The organism is Micromonospora haikouensis (assembly GCF_000876225.1).
GTDB lineage: Bacteria > Actinomycetota > Actinomycetes > Mycobacteriales > Micromonosporaceae > Micromonospora > Micromonospora haikouensis.
Map to the genome: position 1 here is coordinate 1,312,595 of NZ_JXSX01000001.1, position 15,188 is coordinate 1,327,782.

Below are 15,188 nucleotides of genomic sequence, written 5' to 3' on the forward strand. Positions count from 1 at the left end.
GGACCCCAGGCACGACGACCGGCCGCCTCGACGCACGCGGGCACACCACCCACGTGGTCGGGGCGGCCGGTCCGCACCACCCGACGCCCGGGCGGACCCGGTGACCGGCGGCTCGGCAGCGGCTACGCTGCACCATCGCTCGCACTCCAGGAGGTTGCGCTGAGACTCGAACTGCGCGGCATCACCAAGCGGTTCGGTGATCTGGTCGCCAACGACCACATCGACCTGACGGTGGAGCCTGGAGAGATCCACGCCCTGCTCGGCGAGAACGGCGCCGGCAAGTCGACCCTGATGAACGTCCTCTACGGGCTCTACCAGCCCGACGAGGGCGAGATCCTGGTCGACGGCACGCCGCTGAAGCTGAAGGGCCCGTCCGACGCCATCGCGGCCGGGATCGGCATGGTGCACCAGCACTTCATGCTGGTGCCGGTCTTCACCGTGGCCGAGAACGTCATGCTCGGGGCCGAGCAGGTCAAGGGCGGCATCGCCGGGTTCCTCGACCGGCGGCGGGCCCGGCGCGAGGTCGCCGAGGTCTCGCAGCGCTACAACCTGCGCGTCGACCCGGACGCGGTGATCGAGGACCTGCCGGTCGGCATCCAGCAGCGGGTGGAGATCGTCAAGGCCCTCACCCGGGACGTCGACCTGCTCATCCTCGACGAGCCGACCGCCGTGCTCACCCCGCAGGAGACCGAGGAACTGCTCACGGTCATGCGGTCGCTCAAGGCCGCCGGCAAGTCGATCGTCTTCATCACCCACAAGCTCGGCGAGGTCAAGGCCATCGCCGACCGGATCACCGTGATCCGGCGCGGGAAGACCGTCGGCACCGCCTCGCCGACCGCCAGCCGCGACGAGCTGGCCGCCCTGATGGTGGGCCGCAGCGTCCGGCTGACCGTGGACAAGCAGCCCGCCACCCCCGGCAAGCCGATCCTGGAGGTCGCCGGCCTGGTCGTCGACGACGACCGGCAGATCCGCGCCGTCGACGGGGTCGACCTGACCGTGCACGCGGGCGAGGTGCTCGGCGTGGCCGGCGTGCAGGGCAACGGGCAGACCGAGCTGATCGAGGCGATCATGGGGCTGCGGCCCGTCCTCGCCGGCACGGTCACCCTCGACGGTGAGCAGGTGCACGGCTGGTCGACGAAGAAGGTGCTGCGCGCCGGGGTGGGCTACGTCCCCGAGGACCGCAGCGTCGACGGCCTCGTCAAGGAGTTCAGCGTCGCCGAGAACCTGGTGCTGGACATCTACGATCGGCCGCCCTTCGGCCGGGGCCTGTCCCTGCAACCCGACGCCATCGCGTCCTCGGCGCGGGAACGGATCGAGCAGTTCGACGTCCGTACCCCCTCGGCGGACGCGCCGGTCGGCACCCTCTCCGGCGGCAACCAGCAGAAGGTGATCGTGGCGCGGGAGCTGTCCCGGCCGCTGAAGCTCTTCATCGCCGCCCAGCCGACCCGCGGCGTCGACGTCGGCTCCATCGAGTTCATCCACTCCCGGGTCATCCGGGAACGGGACGTGGGCACCGCCGTCCTGGTCGTCTCCAGCGAACTGGACGAGGTGATCGGCCTGGCCGACCGGATCGCGGTCATGTACCGCGGCCGGGTCATCGGCATCGTCGGCCCGGACACCCCCCGCGAGGAGATCGGCCTGCTGATGGCCGGCATCACGCCCGACGCGGCCCCCGACGCGGCGACCCCGGCCCCCGGGGCCGAGAAGCGGGCCCCCGACGCGGCGACCCCGGCCCCCGACGGCCCCGGTAGCGAGGACGAGGCATGAGCAACCCCAACCCGGCGTCGGGCTCGCCCGACAAGGAGCCGGCGACCGAGGCGCAGGCCGCGCAGGTGGCGGCCGGCGGTGTCGACCGCGCCGCGACGGCCACCGCGCCGAAGCGGCCGGCGCAGGAGCCCCGCCCGTCCCTGGGCCGGCTGTTCCTGGACAACCTGTGGGCGGCCAACACGGTGACCGTCACGGTGCTCGCGGTGCTGCTGGCGATGCTCGTCGGCGCCGTGCTGATCATCGTCTCGGACCCGGACGTGCTGGCCACCTACGGCTACATCACCGCCCGACCCTCCGACGCGCTGAACTCCAGCTGGACGGTGGTCAGCGAGGCGTACGCGAACCTGTTCAAGGGCGCGATCTTCGACCCGGAGGCGTCCGGCTTCACCGCCGCGCTCAGCCCGATCTCGGAGACGCTGACCTACACGGCCCCGCTGGTGTTCACCGGCCTGTCGGTGGCGCTCGCCTTCCGCGGCGGCCTGTTCAACATCGGCGCGCAGGGCCAGGCCACCATCGGCGTCATCCTCGCCGCGCTGGCCGGCTTCCTGCTGCCGCTGCCCCCGGTGCTGCACCTGATCGTGGCCGTGCTCGCCGGCGCGGCCGGCGGCGCGCTCTGGGGGTTCATCCCGGGCATCCTCAAGGCGCGCACCGGTGCCCACGAGGTGATCAACACGATCATGCTCAACTACGTCGCGCTGTACTTCCTCTCCTGGATCATCGTCCAGAGCGGCGTGCAGAACCCGAACCGGGCCGACGCCATCAGCCGGCCCGTCGACTCCTCCGCCCAGTTCCCCCGGCTGCTCGGCGACAACCTGCGGGTGCACGCCGGCATCCTGCTCGCCGTGCTGGCCACCTGGTTCGTCGCCTGGCTGCTCAACCGCTCCACGTTCGGCTTCGAGCTGCGCGCCGTGGGGGCCAACCCGGACGCCGCCCGCACCGCCGGCATCAGCGTCCCCCGCACGTACGTGCTGATGATGGCCATCGCCGGCCTGCTCGCCGGCCTCGGCGGCAGCCAGATGGTGCTCGGCTCCACGGCGAACGCGCTCACCCCGCTGGTGATCGCGCAGATCGGGTTCGACGGCATCCTCGTGGCCCTGCTGGGCCGGGTGAAGCCGTGGGGGGTGCTGCTGGCCGCGCTGCTGTTCGGCGCGCTCCAGGCCGGCGGCAACCGGATGCAGGGGTACGCGGGCATCTCCCTGGAGCTGGTCACCGTGCTCCAGGCGCTGATCGTCATCTTCATCGCCGCGCCGGCCCTGGTGAAGGCGATCTTCCAGCTCCGGGCCGCCCGCGCCGCCCGGTTGCAGACGAGCCTGGCGAAGGGCTGGTAAGGCATGTCAACCATGGCTGTCCCGGACGTGGCGGTGGCCCAGGTCGACGAGGGCTTCTGGACCCGTACCCGAAAGATCGGTGCGGTGCTGCTGGCGCTCGGGGTCGTCGCGACGGTGGTCTTCGGGGCCCTCGCCACCGACCAGCAGGCCCGCTTCACCCTCAGCGAGACCGACGGCGGCGCGGCGCTGGAGATCGACGGCACGATCGGCGCGATCCTGTTCGGCGTCATCGCCGCGGCGAGCGGCGTGGCCCTGCTCGCCGGGGTGCCCAAGCGCTGGCTCACCACGCTGCTCGGGGTCGGCATCGTCGCCTTCGTGCTGTCGTTCCTGTGCTGGCAGGTCTCGGCGGCCCCCGAGGGGCGCAACTTCATGCCGATGGTCAACATGGTGCGGGGCACGTTCATCCTGGCCCTGCCGCTGATCTTCGGTGCCCTCGCCGGCGTGCTCTGCGAGCGGTCCGGCGTGGTCAACGTCGCCATCGAGGGCCAACTGCTGATGGGGGCGTTCAGCGGCGCCCTGTTCGGCAGCCTCTCCGGCAGCGTGTGGGTGGGCCTGGTCGCCGCCGCGATCGGCGGCGCGTTCATCTCGCTGCTGCTCGCCGTGTTCGCCATCCGCTACCTGGTCGACCAGGTCGTCATGGGCATCGTGCTCAACCTGCTGGCCGTCGGCGTCACCGGCTTCCTCTACGAGCGGCTGATGCAGACCGACGCGCAGAAGTACAACTCCGCGCCCCGGTTCGGCACCTGGGAGATCCCGCTGCTCTCCGACATCCCGGTGCTCGGGCCGGCGCTGTTCCGCAGCAACCTCTTCCTCTACCTCGGCCTGCTGCTGGTGCTGGTCATCCACATCGCGCTGTTCCGCACCCGGTGGGGCCTGCGGACCCGGGCCGTCGGCGAGCACCCGACCGCCGCCGACACCCTAGGCGTGAAGGTGCTGCGCGTGCGCTACCGCAACGTGCTGCTGGCCGGGGTGGTGGCCGGGATCGGCGGGGCGTCGTACACGCTCGCGCTCTACTCGTTCACCAAGAACATGATCGGTGGCAAGGGCTTCATCGCCCTCGCCGCGCTGATCTTCGGCCGGTGGAGCCCCACCGGCGCGCTGCTCGCCGCGCTCTTCTTCGGCTTCGCCGACCAGCTCGGCACGTACCTCGGCGCGATCGGCAGCGGCATCCCGAGCCAGTTCCTGGCGATGCTGCCCTACCTCGCGACCATGCTGGCCGTGGCCGGGCTCGTCGGCCGGGTCCGGGCGCCCGCCGCCGACGGCAAGCCGTACATCAAGGGCTGACGCCCGGTCGCCGACACCTGACCGTTGCCCGTGCCCGGCGGCCTGCCCGCCGGGCACGGGCGTCTCCGTCCTGTGCCGTATCGATGACCTGACGGTGACGGGATGGTCGACCCTTCGCGCAGATTCCCTCGTCTGCGTGAGGTGACCATGAAACGGCCCCTGACAGCCCTGGCGGCGTTGCTCTGCGCCACCACGTTGCTGTCCGCACCGTCCACCGCGACCGCCAAGCCCCCCGGCGGACCGCCCGAGCCCCGACCCGCCGGCAGCACGGAGAAGGCCACCGCGCCGACCCACCCCGACCGGGTGCCGGACCCCGACGCCCGGTTGGGGGCGGGGTGGCGGCGGTCCACGGACCGCGCCGTCACCACCTCCAGCGATGCGACCGGCCTGCACCTGCTCGTCGCCGACGAGGCGCAGGCCTACGCCTGGCGCACGGCGGCGACCCTCGCCGAGCCCGGCCTCGACGCCGACCAGTGGATCGGCCAGGCGTGCGTCACCGGCTCCGGCCGCCGCGCCGTGGTCGTCTACGGCCCCCGGACCTTCACCAACCGGGAACCCCTCATGCAGCGGGGCGGCTTCGCCGCCGTCGTCGACCTGGACACCGGCGCGGTCACGAAGCTGCGTGAACGCGTCTCGCTGGCCTACCACAACCCGGGCTGCGGTGCCGGCGAGCGGGCCGTCCTCTCCCGGCTGGAGATGCCCGCCCCGACTGGCGGGGCGGCGCACACCTGGATCGGCACCGTCGACGCGGCGCACCCGACCCGGGCGATCCGCGCGGTCCGGGCCGCCGGTCAGGTCACCTCGACCGTGCCCGTCGGTGAAGAGCTGATCGGCTCCAAGGGCGCGAGCCTGGTGCGCATCGGAGCCAAGGGCAGGACCACCACCGTGGCGACCGCTTCGGCCAGCCCGTTCCGCCTGCTCGCCGACGGCCGCGACGCGGTCGCCTTCCAGGTCGTCCAAGACGGACGGACCGAGTTCAAGCGGTTCGCCGCCGGCCGGATCAGCGATCACGGATCGGCACCGAAGGGTGAGATCAAGCTCCGCGCCGGCGCGGGCGGGCGGGTCTTCGCGGTCGGCGGGCGGGCGGAGGCCCGGATGACCGAGCAGTTGCCTCCGGGCTGGTCGGCGATCGACGGCCTGCCGGACAGCGACGTGTCGACGACCGGGGCGCTCGTGGTGTCCCGGGCGACCACCGGTCGCGAGGCGGCCGGGCGGCCGGCGGAACGACCGGACAGCGGTCAGGCGGACCGGGTGGACATCTCGGCCCGGCGCACGGCCAACGGCGGCCCACTGGCGTTCACCGTGCGACCCGAGGACAGCGGGGCGGGACGCCGGCTCTCGCCTGCCCTGGGCGGTCGGGCAGGGACGTCGACGGGCTCCGGGTCGCGGGCGACCGCCTCCACGGGCGACCCCAACGTGCCGACCGACCCGGACCGCACCTGCGCGGTGTCCCGCAACGACCCGACCATCCAGGTCTACCAGCCGACCGTACGGCAGATGGAATGGGCGGCGGACCTGGCGGTACGCGGCATGCTGACCTTCCAGCGGCCGGCCAACTGGAACAACAACGGCATGTCGGCGTACTCGCCGCAGGGGATGTTCCCGTCCCTGCCGCTCGCCGGCGGCGGCAACGTGCCCGCGCAGGTCTTCCTGGGCATCCTGGCGCAGGAGTCGAACCTCTGGCAGGCCAGCCGCCACGCCGTGGACGCCTCGGTGGGCAACCCGCTGACCAGCCTCGGCTACTACGGGCTCGACCTGGAAGACCCGAACTACGAGTTCATCGACTGGGAGCACACCGACTGCGGCTACGGCGCCGGTCAGGTCACGTCGGGCATGAAGCGGTCCGACACCGGCCAGGTGATCGCCGGGGTGACCTGGGACGCGACGAAGCAGCAGGCGGTCGCGACGGACTACGCCGTCAACGTCGCCGCCGGCCTGCGCATCCTCCAGGACAAGTGGAACCAGACCCGCAACGCGGGCCTGATCGCCAACAACGGTGACCCGCAGTACCTGGAGAACTGGTGGTTCGCCATCTGGGCGTACAACACCGGCTTCTATCCCCAGAACCCCCAGAGCCCGTCGGCCCCGTACGGCGTCGGCTGGTCGAACAACCCCGCCAACACCGACTACCCGGCGGACCGGGCGATGTTCCTCACCGCACCGTTGGACATCTACGACTCGTCCGGGCATCTGATCGTCGACGACGAGATCGCCTACGACAACGCGAAGCATCCCAACCACTGGTCGTACCCGGAGCGGGTGATCGGCTTCGGCTACACGTCGCTGATCCGCTACAACTACGAGGAGGAGGAGTACCTCCCGACGTACCAGACGGCCTGGTCGCCCGGTGCGCCGTCGAACGGGCAGCCCGCCCGGTACACGTTCTGCGAGCCGAACGTCAACAACTGCGACGAGACGCTGCCGCCGAAGATTCCGGGTGACTACCCGACCACGAAGGCCGGCGCGTGCCAGCGCGACGACCTGAAGTGCTGGTGGCACGGGCCCGTCACCTGGGCCAGTTGCGCCTCGAAGTGCGGCGTCGAGCGCCGCACGTTCACCAGCGTCGAGCCCCGGCCCTACACGGAACCGGGGGAGAACATCCACCCCACGCCGGTCAACGGCGACGGAACGTGCAAGGTGGACGGCCTGCCCAGCGGCGTGCGGATCATCGACGACATCAAGACGAGCGTCCCGCTCGGGGCGGAGGGCTGCACCCCGAACTTCACCAGGGGTGGTGAGTTCGGCCTGAACTTCGCCACGTACACGCAGTTCAGCGGCGACGTGGTGACCCCGGGCAAGGTGGACTTCCATCAGATCGGCGCCGGATTCGGCGGCCACTTCTGGTTCAGCCACACCTACAAGCAGGCGGAGAAGCCCAACTACCGGGTGACCGGCACCTGGACGATCAATCCCACGAACGCGTGGACCCGGGTGTGGGTGCACCTGCCCGACCACGGCGCGCACACCCGACAGGCGAAGTACGTCGTCCGCCGCCCGAACGGCACCACGGAGCACCGGACCATCCCCACCCAGTGGGAGGCCAACAAGTGGGTCAACCTGGGCGTCTTCGACTTCACCGGCAGCGGCACACCGAAGGTGGAGCTGAGCAACTTCACCCTGGACGGCACCGGGGTGCAGGACATCGCCTGGGACGCCATCGCCGTCCAGCCGTTGCCGAGCAAGCCCCGGCACTTCGTGGTCGCGCTGGGCGACTCGTACTCCTCGGGCGAGGGCAGCGGTGACTACACCCGGGTGAGCGACCAGTACGGCGACGACGCCGCCAACCGCAACTCGTGCCGGCGCAGCCCGAACGCCTGGTCCCAGAAGGCCACCATCCCGGGCGCGCCCGGCACCATCGGCAGCCTGGCGGCCAGCCACAACGTCACCATCGACGCGCAGTTCGTGGCGTGCAGCGGCGCCCGGGCCCACAACGTGATGAGCCGCGACCTGGTTTCGGGCGGCAAATGGCAGGACAAGGAGGTCAAGGGCCAGTACGGCGAGATCAGCCAGATCGACCAGGGGTCCCTGAACGCCAACACCACGGCGGTGATGTTCTCGATCGGCGGCAACGACGCCCGCTTCACCGATGTCGCCACAGCCTGCGTCAAGGCCCTCGAGTGCGGTGACGGCAACTACACGATGGACGGTGACGACGACGACCTGCGGACGGTCCAGGAAGATTTGATCAAGAACGAGGTGAAGGCCTCCGTGCAGGAGGTCGTCCGGCAGGTTCGGCTGCGCGCACCGAACGCCCGGATCTTCGTCATGGGATATCCGCACCTGTTCGAGCCGCAGTGTGAGTTCGGCGTGGTGCTGCCCGGTGTGACCGGCGGCTTCTCCTGGAACGAGACCATCTTCTTGAACGAGATGTCCGACTGGCTCGTCGCGAACGTGCTGCCTTCGGACGCGGCGAACAAGGTCCACGGCATGGACGCGCGAGGCAGCTTCGCGGGCCACACCGTCTGCGGCAGCGACTATTACGTGAACGGCCCTTCCTTTCCCGATGTGATCGACGACGGCGACGGTGACCCGGTGCAGTTCGTCAGCATGGAGGCGTTCCATCCCAACAAGGCGGGCTACCTGGCGTACGCCGGGATCCTGAACGACTACATGGACCTGTACAACTACCGTTGGTGATCGATGCGGAAGGCCCGGCGTCCGCGCCGGGCCTTCCGCCTGAACCCCGGAGGGCCCCTTGAGGTTGTTCCGTGGCATGGCCGCCGCGGCTCTGTGCGGCGGGGCCGGGGCCGGCGTGCTCGCCGCGCTCTGGCACGAACAGGTCCGCTTTCAGCGGTCCTGCAAGACCGACACCATCGGTGCCTGCCTCGGCTTCGCCTTTCCCGCCCTGATCGTCGGGCCGGTGGTCGTCACCGCGATCGGGTGGCTCCTGCTGCGGGCGACACGGGCCGCGCGGCCGCTTCCGGCGGCCCTGCTCGGCGCGGTGGCCTCGGGCGGCGGGGCACTGGTCGCCCAAGCCTTCCGGCCGTTCTCGGGGCCGCTGCCGGTGTGGCTGGCGGTGCTGCTCGGCACGGTCGGGTTCGCCGCCGGTGTCGCGGCCATGGAGGCCCGTCACCGGGTCGTCCGGGTGGGGCTGGCCCTGGCGCTGCTCCTACCGTGGGCGGCCGCGCCCGCGCTGCGGGAGCCGGGCAGGCGGTACGCCCTTCGCGACGGCTTCGCCCATCTCGGGCTTCCGCTCGTCGTGCCGCAGGTGGAGGGCTACCAGGTGGCCAATGCCCATGCCTTCGGCCAGGAACGGGTCCTCTCCGTACGCATCGAGCGAGGGGAGGACTCGATAATGGTCCGCGTGGTGCCGCTGCCTGCGGACTTCGCCCCGCCCGTGAGCTGCGGGCCGGCCATGGCCGGCAGTTCCGTGTCGGACGACGAGCGCGGGGCGCCCGCACCGCAGCCGTGCCGGGTGGCAGGCCACGAGCACTGGGTCCGCGCCGAGAGCAGCGGGGACGTGCACCTCGTCCGCCGTGGCGAGGCCCTCGTGCTCCTGCGACCCGGGCCGGATACCCCCACCGCCGACGTGGCGGCAGCAGCGGCGCACCTGACCGAGGTGACCCCCGAGCAACTGGCGGAACTGGCCGTCCGCTGAACCGGGTCGCCGTCGTCCCCGCCCTGCCCGCCCCTGACCGGCGTGAATTGGGCAGAATGGTGGGATGACCGAGATCGACTGGGAGCGCCTGCGGGCCGCCGCCACCGAGGTGATGCGGCACGCGTACGTGCCGTACTCGAAGTTCCCCGTCGGGGCCGCCGCCCTCGTCGACGACGGCCGGATCGTGGTCGGCTGCAACGTGGAGAACGCCGCGTACGGGGTGGTGCTCTGCGCCGAGTGCGGGGTGGTCTCCTCGCTGCACGCCACCGGCGGCGGCCGGATCGTCGCCCTGTCCTGCGTCGACGCCACCGGCGAGCCGCTGATGCCGTGCGGCCGGTGCCGGCAACTGCTCTGGGAGCAGGGCGGCCCGCGCTGCCTGATCGAAGCCAAGGACGGCCCGCTGACCATGGCGGAGCTGCTGCCGCACGCGTTCGACGTGGCCGACCTGGAGGCGGTGACCGGCGAACGGCCGGTGCCCGTGGTGCCGGACCGGCTGGCCGCCTGGCGGGGGCGGGGCACCGTCTTCGTGCACGCCGACCTGTCGGCGGGGCGGCAGGTGTGGACGGCGTACTGGGAGCGGTCGGCCGGGGACACCGAGGGCGCCGAGACCGGCGTGCTGGAGGAGGGCCCGAGCTGGGACGAGGCGGCCGAGGCGGTCGCCTGGGGGCTCGCCCGCACCCCGCGCGTCGTGGTGGTGGACGCGACCGGCACCATCTTCTGGGCCGGCGAGGGGGAGCCGCCGCAGGAGATCCCGATTCGGTGGGGTGGTTGAGACTGATGAGTGCCTTCACGGCGGTGGACGTCATCCGCGCCAAGCGGGACGGCGGGGTGCTGGGCGACGCCCAGATCGACTGGGTCGTCGACGCGTACACGAAGGGCCTGGTCGCCGACGAGCAGATGTCGGCGCTGGCCATGGCGATCCTGCTGCGCGGGATGACCGCGCCGGAGATCGCCCGGTGGACCGCCGCGATGATCGCCAGCGGCGAGCGGCTGGACCTCTCCGCCGTCGAGCGGCCGACCGTCGACAAGCACTCCACCGGCGGCGTCGGCGACAAGATCACCCTTCCGCTCACCCCGCTGGTCGCGGCGTGCGGCGGCGCGGTGCCGCAGCTGTCCGGGCGCGGGCTCGGCCACACCGGCGGCACGCTGGACAAGCTGGAGTCGATCCCGGGCTGGCGGGCCGCGCTGAGCAACGACGAGTTCATCCGCCAGCTCCGCGAGGTGGGCGCGGTCATCTGCGCGGCGGGCGCGGGCCTCGCACCGGCCGACCGCAAGCTGTACGCGCTGCGCGACGTCACCGGCACCGTCGAGGCGATCCCCCTGATCGCCAGTTCGATCATGAGCAAGAAGATCGCCGAGGGCACCGGCGCGCTGGTGCTCGACGTGAAGGTCGGTTCCGGGGCGTTCATGAAGTCCGTCGACGACGCCCGCGAGCTGGCCCGCACGATGGTCGAGCTGGGCGGCGCGCACGGCGTCAGGACGGTCGCCCTGCTCACCGACATGTCCACCCCGCTCGGGCTGGCCGTCGGCAACGCCGTCGAGGTCACCGAGTCGGTCGAGGTGCTGGCCGGCGGCGGGCCCGCCGACGTGGTGGAGCTGACCCTCGCCCTGGCCCGGGAGATGCTCGACGCGGCGGGGCTGCCCGACGCCGACCCCGGTGCGGCGCTGCGCGACGGCCGCGCCATGGACGCCTGGCGGGCGATGATCCGCGCCCAGGGTGGCGACCCGGACGCGCCCATGCCCACCGCACCCGAGGTGGAGGTGGTCCGCGCCGACTCCGATGGCTTCGTGGCGTCGGTCGACGCGTACGCGATCGGGGTGGCCGCCTGGCGGCTCGGCGCGGGCCGCGCCCGCAAGGAGGACCCGGTGAGCGTCCCGTCGGGGGTGGTGCTGCACAAGCGCCCCGGCGACCCGGTGCGGGCCGGCGAGCCGCTGTACGAGCTGCGCGCCGAGCACGCGGCCCGGATCCCGGCGGCGCTGGCCGAGGCCGCCCGGGCGGTACGCATCTCGCCGACCGCCCCGGCCGCGAAGCCGCTGGTCATCGAGCGGATCGGCTGACCTGTCCCCGCGTCCGTCCCGGCACCCACCTGTCGTGGTGCCGACCGCCGTTAACCGCTATTCTCCCAGGCCAGGGGGACGACCGGCGCTTAGCCGATGCGACTGACAGGGGTCTGAGCCGTGCGCGTACCCGCTCCCGACCCGCGCGAGGTCCGTGACGCCAGCCTGGACGAGCTGTCCCGGCTGGGGCTGCCGCTGCCACCCGAGCAGTTCCCGCTGGTGTGGGAGCCCGGCGACGAGATCGAGCTGCGGCCGACGGTGGAGATCGAGGCGCGCATCGCCGTGCTGCACGTGATCCTGGCCCGGTGCTTCGGCATGCCCGCGCAGGCGGCGATGAGCTGGCTGCTCAACTCCCACCTGGTCGACATGGTCACCCCGCCCGAGTGGCAGTTCGTGATGGGCGGCCGGGGCGACCACCGGTCGTTCGTGCTGCACCACGACGCGCTGTTCTCGCTGGCCTGGGTGCTCGGCCTGACCAAGCAGCTCGACCCGACGCTGCCGGTCGACGAGCGGCTGGTGGAGCGGCTGCCGCACATCGCGGGCGGGGAGACCTTCGCGCACTGGCGCTCCCGCATCCTGGCCGCGCCCCAGCACCCGGCCGACGTGGCGGCCCTGCTCGACCTGCACTACTGCCTCGACTGGGCGTACCTGGAACTGGAGCGGGACGGGCGGTCGCGGCCCGGCCTGGTCGACGCCAACGCGATCGGTCAGCGCCGGTGGGCGCTGGAGTGGGCGGTGGTCCTGCGCGGGCCCTACCACGACGAACCGCCGGGCTGGGAAGAGGTCGACCTGTCCACCTGAGGCGGCGGCGCCGCGGTCGGCGGGGCCGGCACCCGGCTCAGCGGGGACGGTACACGCCGAGCCGGACCGCGAGGGTCACCCCGACCGGCTCGGGCAGGGCGGCGATCCGGGCGGCGAGGACGGCCGGGTCCGTGTGCCGGGCGCTGGGCCCCATCCCGACCAGCGTGGCGACCTCCGGCGCGGTCAGCTCCAGCCGGGCCCGCAGCACGCTCTCGGCGGCCTGGTCGAAGTGGTCGGCCAGGCTCCCGGCGACCCGGTCCGCCTTGTCGGGATCGACCTTCAGCAGGCCGAGCGCGTCGACCAGTTCGGCGAGGTGGTCCTCGGCCGGGGTGACCACGAGCAGCACGCCCGCCGGGTGGAGCACCCGGCGGAACTCCGCGCCGTTGCGCGGGGCGAAGACGTCGAGCAGCACCGCGACGCTGCCGTCGGCCAGCGGAAGCCGCCGCCAGGTGTCGGCGAGCGCCGCCGCCGCGCGCGGGTGGGCCCGCGCCGCCCGGCGCAGCGCCGGCTTGGAGACGTCCAGGGCCAGGCCCACGGCGTCGGGCAGCGCCGCCAGCACCGCGGCGAGGTGCCGGCCCGTGCCCGCCCCGGCGTCCACCACCAGCGGGTACGCCCCGACGGCCCGGCCGGTTCCGCTGGGTGTTGCGGGCTCGGTGGGCGTTGCGGGCCCGGCGTGTCGCGGGCCGGGGCGACCGACTGCGTGTGCCCCCTTTGCTCTGCACCCGCATACGCAGCGGTCACCCACCGTCACCGCTGCGCCCGTGGGTGCAGAGCAAAGGGCCTGCGGGATGGGTGCGTCAGCCGCCGGGCGGCCTGTCGCGGGGGCGTCAGCCAACCGGCCCGTCGCGGCGGGGGCAACAGCCGCCGGGGCGTCCATCACCGGGTGGCCGACCGCCGGAGGGTCCGCCGCCGGGCCGTCCTGCCCCTCGTCGGCCACGGGCGCGGCACCCAGCGCCGCGAGCGCGGCGGCGGCGAGCGCGGCCGAGACCGGGTCGTAGTGCCCGGCGGCGAGGAAGTCGGCCCGGGCGGCCACCATCTCGGCGGTGTCGCCCGCGTGCGGGGCCCGGCCGGCGAGCAGGTCGACGTAGCCCTGACGGGCGACGTCGAAGCTGTGCCGGCGCGGGCAGCGCAGCGCCCGGGCGGTCCCGGTGGCGGCCTCGGTGAGCGGTTCCGCGCAGACCGGGCAGCGCAGCCGGCCGACGATGCGGGGGTCCAACACCGGGCCATCCTCCCAGCCGGTCGCGTCGGCGGCCCGTCCGGTGGCCACTAGGGTCTCAGCATGGTCGCAATCTCATACGAGGACATCGTCAAGGCTCCCAAGGCGCTGCTGCACGACCACCTCGACGGCGGCCTGCGGCCGGCGACGATCGTCGAGCTGGCCGCCGAGGTCGGCCACGAGTTGCCCACCACCGACCCCGGGGCGCTCGGCCGCTGGTTCGTCGAGGCGGCGGACTCCGGTTCGCTGGAGCGCTACCTGGAGACGTTCGCCCACACCGTGGCCGTCATGCAGACCGCGCCCGCGCTGCGCCGGGTGGCCCGGGAGTGCGCCCAGGACCTGGCCGCCGACGGCGTCGTCTACGCGGAGGTGCGGTTCGCCCCCGAGCAGCACCTGGAGCGGGACCTGACCCTGGACGAGGTGGTCGAGGCGGTCGTCGCCGGGTTCGCCGAGGGCACGGCGCTCGCCGCCGACGCCGGCCACCAGATCCGCGTGGGCACCCTGCTCACCGCGATGCGGCACGCCGCCCGGTCGCAGGAGATCGCCGAGCTGGCCGTACGGCACCGCGACGCCGGGGTGGTGGGCTTCGACATCGCCGGGGCGGAGGCGGGCTTCCCGCCCACCCGGCACCTCGATGCGTTCGAGTACCTCCAGCGGGAGAACTTCCACTTCACCATCCACGCCGGCGAGGCGTTCGGGTTGCCGTCGATCTGGCAGGCCATCCAGTGGTGCGGCGCGGACCGCCTCGGCCACGGGGTGCGGATCGTCGACGACATCACCCCCGGCGACGACCGGCCGACGCTGGGCCGGCTGGCCGCGTACGTGCGGGACAAGCGGATCCCGCTGGAGCTGTGCCCCTCGTCGAACGTGCAGACCGGCGCGGCGGCGTCGATCGCCGAGCACCCGATCGGGCTGCTGCGTGACCTGCGGTTCCGGGTCACGGTGAACACCGACAACCGGCTGATGAGCGGCACCTCGATGTCCCGGGAGATGGCGTTGCTGGTGGAGGCCTTCGGCTACGGCTGGAAAGAACTCCAGTGGTTCACGATCAACGCGATGAAGAGCGCGTTCATCCCGTTCGACGAGCGACTGGTCATCATCGACGAGGTGATCAAGCCGGCGTACGCGAAGCTGCTGGGCTGATCAGGGGTGGTGCGGGTGGCCGGCGAGCAGGTCGGCCACCCGGCGCAGCACCTCACGGGCGGGGGCCGGACGGGCGCCGAGCCCCGCCTGGCGGCGCAGCACCGCCGGCTCCGCCCGCAGCAGGGCCAGGCCGCGCCGCAGCAGCACCCGGGGGGCCTTGCGCTGCTCGGCCAGGTCGCGGGCGAGCCGCCGGAGGAAGGTGGTGCCGCGCGGCCGGCGCAGCGCGTACGCCCCGGCGAGCAGCCCCTGCCGTCGGCATTCCTCGACGATCTCGGCGGCGAATATCCCTTCGGCGACGAAAAGTGGCGATCCGGTCACCTCGAATGGCCGGGTGGCCACTTGCCGGTCCGCGCCGATCGCATAAACCGGCACTTCGGCCTTGCCGTCGCGGGCCAGTCGGGCAATGGTTTCCACGGCCGCCCCGGCGTCCCACGAACGGGGTGAGTCCCAGTCCACAAGGCCGTCGTGGCGCGGCAACGTAGGGTCATCACCG

At 72.7% G+C, this 15,188-nt stretch carries 11 protein-coding genes and 1 pseudogene; 9 read left to right on the forward strand and 3 right to left on the reverse strand.

The window, feature by feature from the left end; genetic code table 11:
* Nucleotides 1-219 precede the first annotated feature (219 nt).
* The 8 genes from TK50_RS05965 (at nt 220) to TK50_RS06000 (ending at nt 12,336) form a co-directional block, all read left to right on the forward strand.
* Nucleotides 220-1,767, forward strand: a complete 1,548-nt coding sequence (locus tag TK50_RS05965; protein WP_338390903.1) for an ABC transporter ATP-binding protein — start codon at nt 220-222, stop codon at nt 1,765-1,767.
* Nucleotides 1,764-3,095 (forward strand): ABC transporter permease, encoded by a 1,332-nt coding sequence (locus TK50_RS05970; protein WP_043961823.1) that lies wholly within the window; start codon nt 1,764-1,766, stop codon nt 3,093-3,095. The genes TK50_RS05965 and TK50_RS05970 overlap by 4 nt, the downstream gene beginning before the upstream one ends.
* Nucleotides 3,096-3,098: 3 nt before the next feature.
* Nucleotides 3,099-4,379 carry an ABC transporter permease gene (locus TK50_RS05975; RefSeq protein WP_043961824.1) on the forward strand — a complete coding sequence of 427 codons (1,281 nt, stop codon included), beginning with the start codon at nt 3,099-3,101 and terminating at the stop codon, nt 4,377-4,379.
* 147 nt (nt 4,380-4,526) lie between these two features.
* A complete protein-coding gene (locus TK50_RS05980; RefSeq protein ID WP_241773933.1) occupies nt 4,527-8,516 on the forward strand; it encodes an SGNH/GDSL hydrolase family protein in 3,990 nt (1,329 codons plus the stop codon).
* A gap of 76 nt (nt 8,517-8,592) precedes the next feature.
* On the forward strand, nt 8,593-9,477 hold the full coding sequence (locus tag TK50_RS05985) for a hypothetical protein (protein ID WP_052503635.1): 885 nt from the start codon (nt 8,593-8,595) through the stop codon (nt 9,475-9,477).
* A gap of 64 nt (nt 9,478-9,541) precedes the next feature.
* Nucleotides 9,542-10,249 carry a cytidine deaminase gene (locus TK50_RS05990; protein WP_043961828.1) on the forward strand — a complete coding sequence of 236 codons (708 nt, stop codon included), beginning with the start codon at nt 9,542-9,544 and terminating at the stop codon, nt 10,247-10,249.
* Nucleotides 10,250-10,254: 5 nt separating this feature from the next.
* A complete protein-coding gene (locus TK50_RS05995; protein ID WP_043961829.1) occupies nt 10,255-11,535 on the forward strand; it encodes a thymidine phosphorylase in 1,281 nt (426 codons plus the stop codon).
* A 120-nt stretch (nt 11,536-11,655) separates the two neighbouring features.
* Entirely contained in the window at nt 11,656-12,336 is a 681-nt protein-coding gene (locus TK50_RS06000) for a DUF4272 domain-containing protein (protein WP_043961830.1), read from the forward strand.
* A gap of 37 nt (nt 12,337-12,373) precedes the next feature.
* On the opposite strand, the gene TK50_RS35590 is transcribed toward TK50_RS06000, so the two are convergent.
* Nucleotides 12,374-13,213, reverse strand: a complete 840-nt coding sequence (locus TK50_RS35590) for a methyltransferase domain-containing protein (RefSeq protein WP_422119935.1) — start codon at nt 13,211-13,213, stop codon at nt 12,374-12,376.
* A 72-nt stretch (nt 13,214-13,285) separates the two neighbouring features.
* Nucleotides 13,286-13,552: pseudogene (locus tag TK50_RS35595) on the reverse strand (putative RNA methyltransferase); the annotation flags it as partial.
* A gap of 63 nt (nt 13,553-13,615) precedes the next feature.
* On the opposite strand from TK50_RS35595, the gene TK50_RS06010 reads away from it, so the two are divergent.
* On the forward strand, nt 13,616-14,695 hold the full coding sequence (locus TK50_RS06010; protein ID WP_043961831.1) for an adenosine deaminase: 1,080 nt from the start codon (nt 13,616-13,618) through the stop codon (nt 14,693-14,695).
* Here the strand turns inward: TK50_RS06010 and TK50_RS34755 are convergent, their stop codons facing one another.
* A complete protein-coding gene (locus TK50_RS34755; RefSeq protein WP_228987028.1) occupies nt 14,696-15,034 on the reverse strand; it encodes a hypothetical protein in 339 nt (112 codons plus the stop codon).
* Between the last annotated feature and the right edge of the window lie 154 nt (nt 15,035-15,188).

What these genes read in the sequence shown, in the direction of transcription:
- TK50_RS05970 (WP_043961823.1), top strand. Translation starts at nt 1,764, where the DNA reads ATGAGCAACCCCAACCCGGCGTCGGGCTCGCCCGACAAGGAGCCGGCG.
- TK50_RS05975 (WP_043961824.1), top strand. Translation starts at nt 3,099, where the DNA reads ATGTCAACCATGGCTGTCCCGGACGTGGCGGTGGCCCAGGTCGACGAG.
- TK50_RS05980 (WP_241773933.1), top strand. Translation starts at nt 4,527, where the DNA reads ATGAAACGGCCCCTGACAGCCCTGGCGGCGTTGCTCTGCGCCACCACG.
- TK50_RS05985 (WP_052503635.1), top strand. Translation starts at nt 8,593, where the DNA reads ATGGCCGCCGCGGCTCTGTGCGGCGGGGCCGGGGCCGGCGTGCTCGCC.
- TK50_RS05990 (WP_043961828.1), top strand. Translation starts at nt 9,542, where the DNA reads ATGACCGAGATCGACTGGGAGCGCCTGCGGGCCGCCGCCACCGAGGTG.
- TK50_RS05995 (WP_043961829.1), top strand. Translation starts at nt 10,255, where the DNA reads ATGAGTGCCTTCACGGCGGTGGACGTCATCCGCGCCAAGCGGGACGGC.
- TK50_RS35590 (WP_422119935.1), bottom strand. Translation starts at nt 13,213, where the DNA reads ATGGACGCCCCGGCGGCTGTTGCCCCCGCCGCGACGGGCCGGTTGGCT.
- TK50_RS06010 (WP_043961831.1), top strand. Translation starts at nt 13,616, where the DNA reads ATGGTCGCAATCTCATACGAGGACATCGTCAAGGCTCCCAAGGCGCTG.